This window comes from Allobosea sp. FW305-C-101 (assembly GCF_058783685.1).
Window position 1 is genome coordinate 195,567 of the sequence record NZ_JBYSYT010000002.1, and the last position, 14,628, is coordinate 210,194.

Below are 14,628 nucleotides of genomic sequence, written 5' to 3' on the forward strand. Positions count from 1 at the left end.
CCCCCAGGCCCCTGCTTCACGCCGCATCCCGCCGGCGCCGGCGCGGCGCGCGGATGCCTGCATGGGGCAAGGGCGCGCCTTCAACCGGCCGCTGGCGCCGGCGGGCCAGGCAGCGGATCACGCCTGCGCGTGCTTGATCAGGTTGTTGCGGAGCTTGACGATCGACTTTTGCGTCTTCGCGAACTCGTCCGCCTCCATGCCTGTCGCCTTGACCAGACTCCGCTGCGCGCCCCGCTCGCGCAGGCGCCGCCCCTCCTCCGTCAGGCTGACGATCACCTGCCGCTCGTCGCCGGGATCGCGCTGGCGGCGCAGATAGCCGAGTTCCTCGAGCTTCTTGAGGATCGGCGTCAGCGTGTTGGATTCGAGAAACAGCTTCTCGCCGAGGCCCTTCACCGTCTGATTGTCATCCTCCCACAGCGCCACGATCGCTATCCACTGGGTATAGGTGACGCCCAGCTCCTCCAGGATCGGCTTGTAGGCCCGGCCAAAGGCGAGATTGGCCGAATAGACCGCGAAACACATGAAATCGGCGAGATTCCTGGTGGCGAGATCAGGCGGCTTCGATTGGGTCATCAACATCTCCCATATCCGTACAGGCCGGATGCAACCCATATAAATCGCATCCGATTAAATCGGAAGGGATTGACACGCGGCTACGCGCCCCTAGATAAAGCGCATCCGATTAAAGCGGATGCGATTCAAATCAGAAGGCGCAGCATCATGAGCACCAAGGTTCTCTATACCGGCCGAACCCACACCACCGGCGGGCGCGACGGCGCCGCTCGCAGCTCCGACGGCCGCCTGGACGTCACCCTCTCCCCGCCCGGCTCGTCCGGCGCCGGCACCAATCCGGAGCAGCTCTTCGCGGCGGGTTGGTCGGCCTGCTTCATCGGCGCGCTCGGCCACGCCGCCGGCGCGCGCAAGCTCCGGCTGCCCGCGGACACCGCCGTCGATGCCGAGGTCGATCTCGCCAATACCGATGGTGCCTATTTCCTGCAGGCGCGGCTCAATGTCAGCCTGCCCGGAATCGAGCGTGAGGTCGCCGAGGCGCTGGTCGAGGCCGCACATCAGACCTGCCCCTACTCCAAGGCGACCCGCGGCAACATCGACGTGGTGACCACCATCGCCTGACGCTCCAGCCGGTGGCCGCTTCCCCGCCGAGGGAACGGCCATCGGGTTATGGATGGCCGGCCGCCCAGGTAATCCGGGCCTGTCACCGACGACGCCATCGCCCGAGCGGGAGCGCCCCGATGTCGCTTTTCATTCTGTCCTATCTCGCGGGCGTTCTGACGATCGCGTCGCCCTGCATCCTTCCCGTCCTGCCGTTCATCCTGGCGCGCGCCGACCGGCCCTTCCATCGGGGCGGCCTGCCGATGCTGCTGGGACTGGCCGTCGCCTTCGCGGCGGTGGCGAGCCTCGCCGCCTTCGCCGGCGGCTGGGCGGTCGCAGCGAACCAGTTCGGCCGTGCCGCCACACTGGTCCTGCTCGCCATCTTCGGCCTCGGCCTCATCCTGCCCGCGCTCTCTGCCAGGCTCGCGGCGCCATTCGTCGCGGCAGGATCGCGGCTGACGCTATGGGCGCAGGACGGACGCTCACGCCTGGTTTCGTCAGTCGCACTCGGCGTGGCCACCGGGCTGCTCTGGACGCCCTGCGCGGGCCCGGTGCTGGGCCTCATCCTCTCGGGCGCGGCCTTGAGCGGCCCCGGCCCCCGGACCAGTGCGCTTCTGCTCGCCTACGGCCTCGGAGCCGCCACCTCGCTGGCCGCCGCGCTGCTGGCCGGGCGGCTGGCGCTCATGCGTCTGCGCCCGTCGCTACCTTGGGTCGAACGGGCACGCCGGCTCGCCGGTATCGCTGTCATCGGCAGCGTCGCTGTGCTGGGTCTCGGCCTCGATACCAGCCTGCTTCAGCGCCTTTCCACCGAACAGACCAACAAGCTGGAGAACACGCTGGTGAAACTCGTTTCGGATCCGGCGAGCCTCTGGCCGAACTCTGCGGTGGCTGCGAGCCCCGACACGATCGCCGGCCCCCTCGCCTCGCTGCTTGGCCGAGCGGGCTGGATCAACTCGGCCCCGCTCCGCGCCGAGGATCTTCGCGGCAAGGTCGTCCTCCTCAATGTCTGGACCTATTCCTGCATCAACTGCCTGCGCGCGCTGCCGCATGTGAAGAGCTGGGCGGCCAGATACGAAGCGCAGGGCCTCGTCGTCATCGGCGTCCACGCCCCGGAATTCGCCTTCGAGAAGGTCCAGAACAATGTCGCCCGGGCCAGCGCCGCGCTCGGCATCCGCTATCCGGTCGTGCTCGACAACGATTTCCGCATCTGGCGCGCCTTCGGCAACAGCGGCTGGCCGGGCCTCCATATCGTCGGGGCCGATGGCCGCATCCGCCATCAGGCAACCGGCGAAGGCCGCTACGAGCAAACCGAGCAGGTGATCCGGCGCCTGCTGGCCGAAGCGAACGCCACCGGCACCGCCGGCTCCAGCCAGCCGGTCGAGGGCCAGGGCACGCAGAAGGAGGCCGACTGGGGCAACCTGCGCTCGCCCGAGACCTATCTCGGCCATGACAAGGCCGAGCGTTTCGCCTCCCCCGGCTCGCTCACCCGCGACGAGCCGCGCGAATACCGGCATCCGGCCACCCTGCCGGCGAATTTCTGGAGCCTGTCGGGCAACTGGACGGTCGGTCCCGAATTCGCCGCGCTGAACGTCGCTGGCGGCGGGTTGCGCTACCGCGTCCATGCCCGCGACCTGCATCTCGTGCTGGTCCCCGGTACGCCCGACCGGCCCGTCCGGTTTCGCGTCAGGATCGACGGCGCAGCACCGGGCGCAAGCCACGGCTCGGATACCGACGAGCAGGGCTTTGGCACCGTTCGCGATGGCCGGCTCTACCAGCTCGTGCGCCAGGCAGGGCCCGTCGGCGACCGCATCGTCGAGATCGAGTTTCTCGACGCGGGCGTGCGAGCCTACGCCTTCACCTTCGGCTGACCTGACCGATCGCGGCGCAGTACGCACGATGCGCCCGACCGTGCCCGCGCGCATCCTGCTGCCATCCGCGGAGGTGACCCCGGCGACCAAGTGTTTTACATGCAAATCGACCGAGGGCAGCGAGTCGGGATGCCATGCAAGACGCAGCGGATGCTGAAACGCAGCACAAGAACCACGCGGTCTATTTCGTGCCGGGCCTGCATCGCGGCCTGCGCGCGCTGGAGATCGTCGCCGGCGCCGGCCGCCCGCTGGGCATCTCCGAGATCGCGGCCGAGCTCGGACTGACGCGGTCCTCGGTCTTCCGGCTGGTCTACACGCTGCGGCATATGGGCTTCCTGGAGGAGGAGCAGTCCAAGCAGTTCACACTGGGGCCGCGCGTCCTCAATATCGGCTTCGCCTTCCTCGCTTCCAAGGACATCATCGAGATCGCCCGCCCCGAACTTGAGGCGCTGCGCGACGAGACGCAGGTCTCGGCGCATCTGGCGATCCGGGACGAGCGGGACGTGCTGTACCTGAGCTGCGTCCAGACCCGGTCGGGCTTCCTCAGCAACATGAATGTCGGCTCGCGCGTGCCGGCCTATGCCTCGCCGATGGGCTGGCTGCTGCTCTCCGGCCTGCCGCAGGCGGAGATCGCGGAGCTCTTCCGCAATACGGTGCTGGAGCCGCTGACAAACCAGACTCCGACCTCGCAGCAACAGCTGGCCGAGGCCGTCTCGGCGGCGCGCGCGCGCGGTCATGTCCTCAGCCGGGGTATCATGGAGGCGACGGGCAGCTCGATCTCGGCACCGGTCGTCAACCGCCGCGGCGAGGTCGTCGCGGCCATCGACATTTCTGGCCCGGACTCCGCCTTCGACCTCGGCGCCATCGAAGGGCGCTATCTGGCGGCGGTGCGAGCGGCGGCCGCGCGCATCTCCGCCCGGCTCGGCTAGCAGCCGCCGGCAGCTCTAGAGCCCGAGGATCGCGCGCGCCTCGGCCGGCGTCGCAAGCGAACCGCCGAGATTTTCGAGGATCGTGCCGGCTTTCTCGACCAGCTCGGCATTGTCGCGGGCCAGCACGCCCTTGCGGATATAGACATTGTCCTCCAGCCCGACGCGGACATGGCCGCCGAGCAGGAAGGCCTGGGCCAGCAGCGGGAACTCGTGGCGGCCGATGCCGAAGGCCGCCCAGATGCAATCCCGCGGCAATTGCGAGGCGAAGTAGAAGAGCGTCTCGGGGTTGGGGATCGCGCCGTAGCGCACGCCGAGCACGATCTGGATCAGCAGCGGGTTGCGCAGCGTGCCGTCCTCCTGCAGCGCCTTGGCGAGCTGCAGGTCGCCACCATCGAAGATTTCAAGCTCCGGCAGCACGCCCGACGCATAGATGCGCCGGGCCATCTCGGTGACGTTGCGCGGCGTGTTGATCACGACGGCGCTGCCCGAGAACATCGTGTTCAGGTCGAGCGTGCAGATTTCCGGCTTCAGCGCCTCGACATGGGCAACGCGCCGCTCCGGCGTGGTCAAGGTCGTGCCGGGTGCCGCGACCGCGGGATTATCGAGGCCCGGAACGTAGCGCCCGCCCTCCCCGGTTGAGAGGTTGAGGATCACGTCGGAGCCGGACTGGCGGATGCGGTCGACGATCTCCTGGAAGAGGCCGAGATCCATGCTGCCTTTGGTCGTCGCGGGATCGCGGGCGTGGATATGGACGACAGCCGCGCCCGCCTTGCCGGCCTCGATGGCGGCGGTGGCGATCTCGGCCGGGGTCACCGGTAGGCCGGGATGCTGGTCGCGAGTCGTGAGATTGCCAGTGACGGCGCAGGTGAGGATGGTCTTGCGGGACAAGGCGGCGGCTCCTCAGGCGGCGGTGGCGGACAGGGTGGTGTTGAGCGCGCGCCCGAGCTTGCCGACGATCTCGTCGACATGGCCGGCATCGATGATGAAGGGCGGCGCCAGCAGGACATGGTCGCCGTCGACGCCATCGGCCGTGCCGCTCGACGGGTAGCAGATCAGCCCGAGCTCCTGCGCCTCCTGCTTGATCCGGGCCGCCAGGTTCTGCTTCGCCGCAAACGGGCGCTTGCTGTCGCGATCGGCAACCAGCTCGATCGACTGGAACAGGCCGCGCCCGCGGATGTCGCCGACATGCGGATGCTGGCCGAAGGCCTCGTGGAGCCTATCCGACAGCAGCGCCCCCATCCGCTGGACATTGCCGAGCAGGCCATCCTTCTCGATCGTGTCGATCACGGCGATCGAGGCGGCGCAGGCGACGGCATGGCTCATATAGGTATGGCCGTTGGCGAGCAGGCCGGAGCCATCCTCGATCGCCTTGGCGACGCGCTCGCTCGCCAGCATCGCGGCGATCGGCTGGTAGCCGGCGCCCAGCCCCTTGGCGATGGTGATGATGTCCGGCCGCACGCCTTCCTGTTCGCTGGCGAAGAAGGCGCCGGCACGGCCCATGCCGCACATCACCTCGTCGGCGATGAAGAGCACGCCATGACGGTCGCAGATCTCGCGGATGCGGGCGAAATAGCCGGGGACGGCGGTGACGGTGCCGAGCGTCGCCCCGACGATCGGCTCGGCGACGAAGGCGGCGACGGTCTCGGGGCCGAGCCGCTGGATCTCGGCATCGAGCTCGTCGGCGACGCGCAGGCCGTAGGCTTCGAGCGTCTCGTCGTCGCGCCGATTGCGATAAGCGTAGCAGGGCGCGATCTGCGAGGTCTCGATCAGGATCGGCTGATACAGCTTGCGCCGGCCGGGATGGCCACCGACCGCAAGCGCACCCAGCGTATTGCCGTGATAGCTCATCCGCCGCGAGATGAAGCGGCTGCGCTGGGGCTGGCCGATCTCGACGAAGTACTGTCGGGCGAGCTTCATCGCCGCTTCCATCGCCTCCGAGCCGCTGCCGAGGAAGGCGACGCGCCCCTGCCCGAACCCCGCCGGAGCGCGATCGATCAGCATCTGCGCCAGGGTCTCGCTCGGGCCGTTCGTGAAGAAGGAGGTGTGAGCGTATTCGAGCTGGCCAAGCTGGGCCGCGATCCATTCCATCACGCGCGGGTGGGCATGGCCGAGGCAGGAGACGGCGGCGCCGCCGCTGGCGTCGAGATAGCGTTTACCGGCAGCGTCGACGAGATGGACGCCCTCGCCTTTCACCGCGAGCGGCGGCGTGCTGCGAAGGTTGCGGTGGAGCACGGCGGACCGCTTCGGCATGCTGTTCGACGGTGGCACGACGTTCTCCGCGGGCGTCACAATTCTGTTGATATACAAAACACAGTTCCATATAACAAACAATAACGGAGTAGCCGCCCCTTGAGCCTGTCAGCGCAACGCCCCTTCCACGGTATCCGGGTGCTCGACCTGACCCATGTCCTGGCGGGCCCGTTCTGCGCCTATCAGCTCGCCCTGCTTGGGGCCGATGTGATCAAGATCGAGCCGCCCGGAATGCCCGACACGGCGCGCGGACGTGGGCCGGACGATGCGCTCAACGCCGCCGGGCTCGGCATCAATTATCTCGTCCAGGGCTCGAACAAGCGCTCCCTCGCGCTCGATCTCGCCACGACAGAAGGCCATGCGATCCTGCTCGACCTCGTCGCGAGCGCGGATGTGCTGGTCGAGAACTACCGGGCCGGCGCGCTGGCGGCACTCGGGCTCGGGCCGGAGACGCTGCAGGCGCGCAATCCCCGGCTCATCTGCTGCTCGATCACCGGCTTCGCCCGCGGGCATGAGCGCGAGGCGGTGAATGCCTATGACAATGTCATCCAGGCCGCCTCGGGCGTGATGGCGCGTACGACCGGACGCGCGGGCGAGCCGGTGAAATCCGGCGCCTCCTTCATCGACTATGCGACCGGCTATGCCGCCGCCTTCGCGATCTCGGCCGCGCTGTTCCAGCGGCAGGCGAGCGGCGTTGGACAGGTGATCGACTGCTCGATGTTCGAGACCGCCCTGACCCTGATGGCTCCGGAAGCCGCCGCCGCCCTCTATGAAGGCCCGAGCCAGTCGCGCCCGAAAGAGGCCGGGCTCGGCACCTACGAGACGGCGGACGGACTCCTGATGCTCGGGGCCTTCAACGCCCGGCAGAACCGGCGGCTGTGGGGGGCGCTCGGGCGTCCAGACTTCGCCGCGCTTGATGGCTGGCCGCAACTCTGGGCCTTCGCACCGGCGATGCGCGAGGCGCTCGTTCCGATCATGCGCACGCGCACCGCCGCCGAATGGGAAGACTATCTCCACGGCATCGGCATCCCGGCCGAGCGGGTGCGCAGCCTCGACGAAGCCGTGCGCCTGCCGCATCTCGACAAGCGCGGCTTCTTCCACGCCTTGCAACCGGACGCGGCGAGCGCCGCCCCGGTCTCGGTGCCGTTGGCGCCCTTCTCTTATGCAGCAGCCGGCCCGGCGATCGACAGGCCCCCGCCGCGACTGGGCGAGCACAGCACCGAGATCCTCGGCGAGATCGGCCGCACGCCGGCCGAGATCGCCGCGCTGAAGGAACGGGGCGTCATCGCATGATCGGCAGCTTTCCCCGCCATGAGGCCGAGCTGCTCACGCGCCTGCCCGAGGCGCTGCACTGGACCGGCGAGCCGACCGACTGGGTCCGCACGACGCGGCCAGGCCAGCGCCTGCATTCCTTCCTTGAGGGCCCCTGCTTCGACGACGAGGGCCATCTCTGGCTGGCGGACGTGCCCTATGGCCGGCTGTTACGGATCGCACCGGACGGAAGCTGGCAGCTCGCCTTCGAATATGACGGCGAGCCGCATAGCTTGCGCCCGCGCAGCGACGGCACCTGGCTCATCGTCGATTACCGTCACGGGCTGCTCATCTGCGATCCCGCGGCGCAGAAAGTCACCACGCTCTGCGGACGCGTGAACACCGAGCCCTTCCGCGGCCTGAGCGACCTCACCATCGCGCCCAATGGCGATGTCTGGTTCACCGATTCCGGCCGCTCCAGCCTCTCCGACCCGACCGGCCGGGTCTACCGCTTGCGGCAGGGCGAGACCAAGCCGGAGCTGATCCTCGCGAACGTGCCCTACCCGAACGGCATCGCGCTCTCGCCGGATGGCAAGCTCGTCTATCTCGCCGCCACCCGCGCCAACGCGGTCTGGCGCTTCCTGGCCGAGGCGCCCGATCCCGCCTGGCCGATGGCCGGCACCTTCCTCCAGCTCTCCGGCGGTCTCGGTCCCGACGGGCTCGCGGTCGATGCATCTGGCCGGCTCGCCATCGCGCAGGCGCAAGCCGGACGGCTCTATCTCGTCGATGCGCTCGGCGATCCCGTCGCCGTGGTCCATACGCCGGGCGGGCTCTGGACGACGGCCTGCGCCTTCTCACCCGACCAGTCGACGCTGTTCATCGTCGAGGCCCAGACCGGCAGCGTCTTCCGCATTCCCATGGCCCGGCTCCTCGCCGCCTCCCCCTCAGGACAATCCGCATGACCCTGCTGACGAAGGACACGCTCAAGGGCTTCGTGCCGGCCGTCGTCACCCCTTTCGACGAGCGCGGCGAGATCATGGAGGACGCCTTCGCCCATCTGGTCGAGCATCTGATCGGCATCGGCGCGCAGGGCATCTGCGTGGCCGGCGACAATGGCGAGAGCTGGGCACTCGACCGTGACGAGCGCGCGCGGCTCACCCGCATCGCCGTCGATCGCAGCGCCGGGCGTGTCCCGGTGATGATGGGCTGTACGGCGCCGGGCTCCAGGCAGACGATCCAGTATGCGCAAGCCGCGCGCGATGCCGGCGCCGCCGGCATCCTCGTCATGCCCCAGACCTATGTGATGAAGGCGACGCGCGAGGAATTGCTGCGGCGCTTCGACTTGCTGGGCAAGGCGGTCGACATGCCGATCGTCCTCTATAATTCCCCGCGCCGCGCCGTGATCGAGCTCTCGATCGACGATGTCGAGGCGATCGCGGGCATCGCTCCGGTCGTCGGCATCAAGGAATCCAACCGCGATATCGGCCACCTCACCCGCTTGCTGCACCGGATGGGCGACAGGATCGCGGTGATGGTCGGGCCGGCCTATTACATCCTCGCCGGCAGCGCGCTCGGCGCCTCCGGCTTGATCGCGACCGGCCCCGAGCTCCTCGGCAGGACAGCCGGGCAACTCATGGAGATCGGTCGCAAAGCGCCGGGCGCCGCCTATGTCGACGCGCACTACAAGCTCACCATCGTCTACGAGACGCTGATGTCGCTGGGCACCTGGCCCTCCTCCTTCAAGGCGGCGCTGAACCTTCAGGGCCTGCCGGCCGGCGTGCCGCGCGATCCGCTGCTGCCGCTTGCCGGACCGGCGCTCGACAAGCTGCGCGCAACGCTCGACGAACTCGGCCTCCTGCCCGGCGACTGAGATGAAAGGCGATCTGCGCATCCTGCCGATAGGCGCCTGGAAGCGGGAGGTCAGCTTCAGCTTCGACGGCGAGACGCTGAGTGCCGCCGAGGGCGAGACACTGGCCGCCGCGCTCCATGCGCAAGGGCGCCGGGCGCTGCGAATCCATCGCGACGACGGCGGCCCGCGCGGGGCCTTTTGCTTCATGGGCGTCTGCCAGGAATGCGTCGTACTGATCGACGGCCGGCAGACGGAGGCCTGCCGCACCCTCGTCCGCGAGGGCCTCGTCGTCGAGAGGCTGCGATGAGCCCCCCGCTCGATCTCATCGTGCTTGGGGCAGGCCCCGCCGGAGCCGCGGCAGCGATCAAGGCGCGCGCGCTTGGCCTGTCGGTCGCGGTGATCGACGAGGCGGCGGAAGCGGGCGGACAGGTCTATCGCGCACCCTCCGCCGGGCTGGAATCGGCTCCGGCCGATGCCGAGCGGGCGAAGGGCGATGAACTCCGCGCGAAACTCGCGGATAGCGGCGCGATCCTCCATGCCAACCAGCGTGTCTGGTCGCTGACGCCGGGCTTCTCCGTCATCGCGATCGGCCAAGAAGGCCCCCTGACACTGGAAGCGCCCAACCTGATCGTGGCCGCTGGCGCGGTCGAGCGGCATATCCCGGTCTCCGGCTGGACCTTGCCCGGCGTGATCGGGCTCGCCGGGGCCACCATCCTGCTCAAATCGCACCGCGTCCTGCCGGGCCGGCGCGTCGTGGTCGCGGGCTCGGGGCCGCTGCTTCTGCTCGTCGCCAGCAAGATCGTCGCCGCAGGCGGCGAGGTCGCGGCGATCGTCGATGCCTCGCACCGCGCAGGCTGGCTCGCCCGGCTCGGCGCGATGGCAGCGCGGCCGGACCTCATGGCCAAAGGCGCAGGCTGGCTGCTGCACCTGCTGAAAGCGCGGGTTCCGATCCATTCAGGCGCAGCCATCCATGCGATCCATGGCACGGATGGCGTCACATCGGTCGAGATCGGTCGCATCGACGGAGATTGGCGGCCGGTTGGCGATCCGGTTCGGACGATCAAGGCCGATGCGGTCTGTCTCGGCTTCGGCCTCTCGCCGTCGACCGAGGCCACGCGGCTACTCGGCGCCCGGCACCGTTATGCGCCGGAGCTCGGCGGCTGGGTCCCCGAGGTGAGCGCTTTGCTCGAAACCTCCGTGCCGGGCTTGTTCGTGGCCGGCGATGGCGGTGGCATCCGTGGTGCCGATGCGGCTCCGCTCTCGGGCGAACTGGCAGCCATCGGCATCGCGCGCCGGCTCGAACATGGCGGGGATTTGGAACGGGAGGCTGCGACGGTGGCAGCACGCTGGCGCCGATCGTCTCGTTTCGGCGCGGCCATGTCGGCGCTTGCCATGCCGCCACCCGGCGCCGCCGCCCTGATCGATACAGAGACGACCGTTTGCCGTTGCGAGGGCCTGACCCGCGCGACGTTGGACGCCGCGATCACGGCCGGTGCGAGGACGTTGGCCGACCTCAAGGCGACGACGCGCTGCGGCATGGGGCCTTGCGGTGGCCGCGTCTGCGGCGAGGCGGCGGCCATGCTGATCGGCGCGGCGACCGGCCAAAGCCGCGAGACGATCGGCCAGCCGAGCGCCCGGCCTCCCCTGCGCCCGGTCCCGCTCGCCGCTATTGCCGGCACCTTCGACTACGACGACCTCCCGATCCCCGCCCCGGCCCCGTTATGAGCGATCTCTACGATCTCGCTGTGATCGGCGGCGGCATCCTCGGCAGCGCCGCCGCCTGCCGCGCCGCCGCGGGCGGGATGCGGGTGATCGTCATCGAGCAGCGGACGATCGGCAGCGGCGCGTCCGGCGTGAATGCCGGCACGCTCTCGCTGCAGATCAAGCGCGTCAAGCTGATGCCTTACGCCCTCAAGGGCCACGAACTCTGGGAGCATGCCGGCGCGCATGTCGGCTTCCACAAGACCGGCGGCATCACACTCGCCTTCAACCAGCGCGAGGCCAATCTCCTGCACGAGCGCATGGCACTGAAGCGCGAGGCGGGCGCACCGATCGAATTGATCTCGCCGGCCCGCGTTGCCGAGATCGAGCCCAACCTGTCGCGCAAGGTCGTCGCGGCGAGCTGGTGCGCCGAGGACGGCTACGCCAATGCCAGCCTGACGGGCGCCTATTACCGCGCGCTGCTGGAGGCGGCAGGTGTCGCCATCCGCGAACACACGCCCGTCACCGCCATCGACAGCAGCGGCGGCGGTTTCGAACTCGCCACGCCGGCAGGCCCGATCCGCGCCACCCGCCTGCTCCTGGCCTGCGGTGCCTGGCTGAAGAGCGCCGGCGCGATGATCGGGCTCGACCTGCCTGTCCGGGCGCGCGTCAACACCGTCTCCGTCACCGAGTGCGGCCCGGCGCTGGTCGGCACCGTGATCGGCCATGCCACCGGCCTGCTGACACTGAAGCAGAAGCCGAACGGCAGCGTGCTGATCGGCGGGGGATGGCAGGGCACCGGCTCACCGGAACAAGGCTGCGGCGCGGTCGATCCCGAGACGCTGCTGCCGAATCTCAGGCTCGCGATGTTCGCCGTGCCGGGCCTTGACCGCTTCCGCGTGGTGCGCTCCTGGACCGGCTTCGAGGCCAATGTCCCGGATTTCTATCGCTCGCAGGCGCTGCGCCCGGCGTCGAAAACGCCTTCCTGCTGGGCTGCGTGCGCGGGGGCTACACCATCGGCCCCTATATCGGCGCGCTGATGGGCGACCTCATCCTCGGCCGGGAGCCGGAGCTGCCGCTCTTCGACCCCTGCCGTTTCTCCACCGACGCCGCTGCCGCGGCCTGATCGCACAGGTGACTTCACTCATGGCCAAAGATCTCAATCGTCTCGACGAGCGCGTCGCGATCGTCACCGGCGGCGGCACCGGCATCGGCAAGGCGATCGCCGAGGCCTTCGCGCAGGCCGGTGCCCATGTCGTCGTCTCCGGCCGCACCCGCGAGACGATCGAGCCGGTCGCGCAGGCGATCGGCGGTACGGCCGTGCCCTGCGACGTCGCGAAGCTCGACGAGGTCGAGGCGATGTTCGCGCAGGCGCAGGCGATCACCGGCAAGGTCGATGTTCTCGTCAACAATGCCGGCCAGAGCGGGCCGATCGGCAATATCGTCGATGTCGATCTCGATGCCTGGCGAGCTTGCGTCGAGATCAACCTGTTCGGCACGGTGAATTGCCTGCGGGTCGCGAGCCGGATCATGAGCGCGCAGGGTTCGGGCTCGATCGTCAACATGTCGTCGCTGATGGGCCTCAAGGGCTATCCGATGCGCAGTGCCTATTGCGCCACCAAATTCGCCGTCATCGGCCTCACCGAAACGGTCGCGCGCGAGATCGGCCCGGCGGGCGTGCGCGTCAACGCGCTCTGCCCCGGCGCGGTCTCCGGCGAATTGATGGACCGGGTCGTCGCGAAGCGCGCCGCCGTCGAGGGGCGCGATCCCGCGGAGATCATCAAGCAGAACTACACGGATGTCGCGGCGCTGCGCCGCTGGGTGACGCCTGAGGAGGTCGCCGCCGCCGCCCTGTTCCTGGCGTCCGACGCCTCCTCCTCGCTCACGGGCGAGCGCATCAAGACCGATGCCGGCCGCTTCTGACGATGTGTCAGCGATCTTGAATAAAACAAAGTTTTGTATATAAACAAAATCAAAAGAGGGGTGAAGCGATGCGCAGATGGTTCGGCGAGGCCGCGCGATGAGCGATGCGTCCGGCACCAGCAACCGGCTGCCTCCTCTCGCCGAGGACACGGTCGGTCCCTATTACCCCTACTCATTCCTCGACGGCGACCGCAGCGACCTGACGCGGCTGCATTACGGGCTGAGCGTCGGCCCCAAGGGGCAGCAGATCATCCTGCGCGGGCACCTACTCGACAGTGACGGCCAGCCGGTCGACGATGCGCTGGTCGAGTTCTGGCAGGCCAACGCCGCCGGCATCCTGCGCACGCCCGACAGCGATGGCCATCCCGGGCTCGATCCCTTCTTCGACGGGTTCGGGCGCCTGATCACGACCGCTGAACCCTTCGAGTTCAAGACGGTCAAGCCTGGCCCAATCAGGGCCGATAACGGGACGCCGGCGCGCGCGCCGCATATCACGCTGACCATCTTCTCGGACGGGATCACGCGGCTGGTCACGCAGGTCTTCTTCGAAGATGAAGCGGATGCCAATGCCGCCGACCCTCTGCTGGGGAGCCTGCCTCCGGAGCTGGGCGCGCGACTGATCGCGAAACGGATGGGGTCAGCGGGCGGAGACGTCACGCTCTACGAGATCGCGATCGTGATGCGCGGCCCCGGCGAGACACCCTTCTTCGACGATCTTTCGAGCTGAGCGGAGACGTCCATGACCCTGAATCGCGGACGCCTGATGCTGCCCGGCCCGACTGACGGTGCCGCCGAGCGGCGCGTGCCGATCGAACGCCTGCACCTGATCCCGGAAGCGGCTCGGCAGAGCTTCGTGCCCTGGCTCTCCGACCTGCCGGGGCTCAAGCTCGGCGAGAACGACCTCACCCGCATCGCGCCCGGTCGACCGCAGGCCGAGGGCGAGGTCATGGAAATTTCCGGCCGCGTGCTCGACGAGTTCGGCCGGCCCGTGCGCCACACCCTCGTCGAGATCTGGAACGCCAACAGATGGGGGCGCTACACCCATGTGAAGGACCCGGTGCGCGAACGGCTCGACCCGAATTTCCTCGGCTTCGGCCGGACGATGACCGACGAGGCCGGGCGCTACCGATTCCGCACGATCCGGCCGGGCTCCTACCTGGCGCGGCCGGACATCGACCGCTGGCGACCGGCCCATGTCCATGTCTCGATCCGCGGCGGCTCGGCCCGACTGATCGCGCAGATGTATTTCGAGGGCGACCCGCATCTCGCCCGCGATCCGATGTTCATCCTGCTCGGCGAGGCGCAAGGCCGGCATTTCGGCCAGCCCGCCGGCCAGGGCCCGAACGGCGAAGCGCTCTACCACTGGGACATCGTGATCGGCGGCCGCAACACCGCCTATTTCGAGAGTTGACAGCCAGGATCAGCATCTCGGCGCAGCCTTTGTCGGGAGCCGACGAGACGTTCGGATGATCCTCACGTGTCGCTAGCCCGCTCTGAAGAGCGGCGCTCACGTGAATCAGGTCACGCATTCAATCGGCGGCGTGCGACACCGTGATGCCGGCCAAAGCGCTGACTCTGTGCATGACAATCCCGACGCGCTTGCCGGACCCCGCTCCTCGGTTATGCTGGAAAAAACGCATAATCCTGGGAGGGGCGATGATAATCTGGTCGATGATCGTCTGGTTGGCCTGTGCTGCGGTCTTTCTCGAACTGGTCGAACGGGCTCCGTCCATCGACGGTTGAAGCG

At 68.7% G+C, this 14,628-nt stretch carries 15 protein-coding genes; 12 read left to right on the forward strand and 3 right to left on the reverse strand.

Annotated elements, in window-relative coordinates; all coding sequences use genetic code 11:
- Positions 1-117 precede the first annotated feature (117 nt).
- Entirely contained in the window at positions 118-573 is a 456-nt protein-coding gene (locus AC3WMA_RS08410) for a MarR family winged helix-turn-helix transcriptional regulator (protein WP_492284947.1), read from the reverse strand.
- A gap of 147 nt (positions 574-720) precedes the next feature.
- Between AC3WMA_RS08410 and AC3WMA_RS08415 the strand changes: the two genes are divergently transcribed.
- The 3 genes from AC3WMA_RS08415 to AC3WMA_RS08425 all read left to right on the forward strand — a co-directional run bounded on the left by AC3WMA_RS08415 (position 721) and on the right by AC3WMA_RS08425 (position 3,907).
- Positions 721-1,131: an organic hydroperoxide resistance protein gene (locus AC3WMA_RS08415; protein WP_492284948.1), complete on the forward strand. Its 411-nt coding sequence runs from the start codon at positions 721-723 to the stop codon at positions 1,129-1,131.
- 119 nt (positions 1,132-1,250) lie between these two features.
- Entirely contained in the window at positions 1,251-2,978 is a 1,728-nt protein-coding gene (locus tag AC3WMA_RS08420) for a redoxin domain-containing protein (protein ID WP_492284949.1), read from the forward strand.
- Between the two features lie 134 nt (positions 2,979-3,112).
- A complete protein-coding gene (locus tag AC3WMA_RS08425; protein WP_492284950.1) occupies positions 3,113-3,907 on the forward strand; it encodes an IclR family transcriptional regulator in 795 nt (264 codons plus the stop codon).
- A gap of 15 nt (positions 3,908-3,922) precedes the next feature.
- Here the strand turns inward: AC3WMA_RS08425 and AC3WMA_RS08430 are convergent, their stop codons facing one another.
- Both AC3WMA_RS08430 and AC3WMA_RS08435 read right to left on the reverse strand, forming a co-directional pair.
- Positions 3,923-4,795 (reverse strand): beta-keto acid cleavage family enzyme, encoded by an 873-nt coding sequence (locus AC3WMA_RS08430; RefSeq protein ID WP_492284951.1) that lies wholly within the window; start codon positions 4,793-4,795, stop codon positions 3,923-3,925.
- A 12-nt stretch (positions 4,796-4,807) separates the two neighbouring features.
- Positions 4,808-6,157, reverse strand: coding sequence for an aspartate aminotransferase family protein (locus AC3WMA_RS08435; RefSeq protein WP_492286074.1), 1,350 nt, complete (start codon positions 6,155-6,157; stop codon positions 4,808-4,810).
- A gap of 99 nt (positions 6,158-6,256) precedes the next feature.
- Between AC3WMA_RS08435 and AC3WMA_RS08440 the strand changes: the two genes are divergently transcribed.
- The 9 genes from AC3WMA_RS08440 (at position 6,257) to AC3WMA_RS08480 (ending at position 14,292) form a co-directional block, all read left to right on the forward strand.
- Positions 6,257-7,450 carry a CaiB/BaiF CoA transferase family protein gene (locus AC3WMA_RS08440; protein WP_492284952.1) on the forward strand — a complete coding sequence of 398 codons (1,194 nt, stop codon included), beginning with the start codon at positions 6,257-6,259 and terminating at the stop codon, positions 7,448-7,450.
- A complete protein-coding gene (locus tag AC3WMA_RS08445) occupies positions 7,447-8,370 on the forward strand; it encodes an SMP-30/gluconolactonase/LRE family protein (RefSeq protein ID WP_492284953.1) in 924 nt (307 codons plus the stop codon). The genes AC3WMA_RS08440 and AC3WMA_RS08445 overlap by 4 nt, the downstream gene beginning before the upstream one ends.
- Positions 8,367-9,278 (forward strand): dihydrodipicolinate synthase family protein, encoded by a 912-nt coding sequence (locus AC3WMA_RS08450; protein WP_492284954.1) that lies wholly within the window; start codon positions 8,367-8,369, stop codon positions 9,276-9,278. Before AC3WMA_RS08445 ends, AC3WMA_RS08450 begins: the two co-directional genes overlap by 4 nt.
- Position 9,279: 1 nt before the next feature.
- Positions 9,280-9,564, forward strand: coding sequence for a (2Fe-2S)-binding protein (locus tag AC3WMA_RS08455; protein ID WP_492284955.1), 285 nt, complete (start codon positions 9,280-9,282; stop codon positions 9,562-9,564).
- Entirely contained in the window at positions 9,561-10,982 is a 1,422-nt protein-coding gene (locus tag AC3WMA_RS08460; protein ID WP_492284956.1) for an FAD/NAD(P)-dependent oxidoreductase, read from the forward strand. The genes AC3WMA_RS08455 and AC3WMA_RS08460 overlap by 4 nt, the downstream gene beginning before the upstream one ends.
- Positions 10,979-11,998 carry an NAD(P)/FAD-dependent oxidoreductase gene (locus AC3WMA_RS08465; RefSeq protein WP_492284957.1) on the forward strand — a complete coding sequence of 340 codons (1,020 nt, stop codon included), beginning with the start codon at positions 10,979-10,981 and terminating at the stop codon, positions 11,996-11,998. The genes AC3WMA_RS08460 and AC3WMA_RS08465 overlap by 4 nt, the downstream gene beginning before the upstream one ends.
- Positions 11,999-12,104: 106 nt before the next feature.
- Complete coding sequence (locus AC3WMA_RS08470; protein ID WP_492284958.1) at positions 12,105-12,881, forward strand: SDR family NAD(P)-dependent oxidoreductase; 777 nt, start codon at positions 12,105-12,107, stop codon at positions 12,879-12,881.
- 97 nt (positions 12,882-12,978) lie between these two features.
- Positions 12,979-13,608: a protocatechuate 3,4-dioxygenase subunit alpha gene (gene pcaG / locus AC3WMA_RS08475; protein WP_492284959.1), complete on the forward strand. Its 630-nt coding sequence runs from the start codon at positions 12,979-12,981 to the stop codon at positions 13,606-13,608.
- A gap of 12 nt (positions 13,609-13,620) precedes the next feature.
- Positions 13,621-14,292 carry a dioxygenase family protein gene (locus AC3WMA_RS08480; RefSeq protein ID WP_492284960.1) on the forward strand — a complete coding sequence of 224 codons (672 nt, stop codon included), beginning with the start codon at positions 13,621-13,623 and terminating at the stop codon, positions 14,290-14,292.
- Positions 14,293-14,628 lie beyond the last annotated feature (336 nt).

Excerpts from the sequence above, each read along its gene's own strand:
- AC3WMA_RS08410 (WP_492284947.1), bottom strand. The coding sequence starts at position 573 with ATGACCCAATCGAAGCCGCCTGATCTCGCCACCAGGAATCTCGCCGAT.
- AC3WMA_RS08415 (WP_492284948.1), top strand. The coding sequence starts at position 721 with ATGAGCACCAAGGTTCTCTATACCGGCCGAACCCACACCACCGGCGGG.
- AC3WMA_RS08420 (WP_492284949.1), top strand. The coding sequence starts at position 1,251 with ATGTCGCTTTTCATTCTGTCCTATCTCGCGGGCGTTCTGACGATCGCG.
- AC3WMA_RS08425 (WP_492284950.1), top strand. The coding sequence starts at position 3,113 with ATGCAAGACGCAGCGGATGCTGAAACGCAGCACAAGAACCACGCGGTC.
- AC3WMA_RS08435 (WP_492286074.1), bottom strand. The coding sequence starts at position 6,157 with ATGCCGAAGCGGTCCGCCGTGCTCCACCGCAACCTTCGCAGCACGCCG.
- AC3WMA_RS08445 (WP_492284953.1), top strand. The coding sequence starts at position 7,447 with ATGATCGGCAGCTTTCCCCGCCATGAGGCCGAGCTGCTCACGCGCCTG.
- AC3WMA_RS08450 (WP_492284954.1), top strand. The coding sequence starts at position 8,367 with ATGACCCTGCTGACGAAGGACACGCTCAAGGGCTTCGTGCCGGCCGTC.
- AC3WMA_RS08455 (WP_492284955.1), top strand. The coding sequence starts at position 9,280 with ATGAAAGGCGATCTGCGCATCCTGCCGATAGGCGCCTGGAAGCGGGAG.
- AC3WMA_RS08460 (WP_492284956.1), top strand. The coding sequence starts at position 9,561 with ATGAGCCCCCCGCTCGATCTCATCGTGCTTGGGGCAGGCCCCGCCGGA.
- AC3WMA_RS08465 (WP_492284957.1), top strand. The coding sequence starts at position 10,979 with ATGAGCGATCTCTACGATCTCGCTGTGATCGGCGGCGGCATCCTCGGC.
- AC3WMA_RS08470 (WP_492284958.1), top strand. The coding sequence starts at position 12,105 with ATGGCCAAAGATCTCAATCGTCTCGACGAGCGCGTCGCGATCGTCACC.
- pcaG (WP_492284959.1), top strand. The coding sequence starts at position 12,979 with ATGAGCGATGCGTCCGGCACCAGCAACCGGCTGCCTCCTCTCGCCGAG.
- AC3WMA_RS08480 (WP_492284960.1), top strand. The coding sequence starts at position 13,621 with ATGACCCTGAATCGCGGACGCCTGATGCTGCCCGGCCCGACTGACGGT.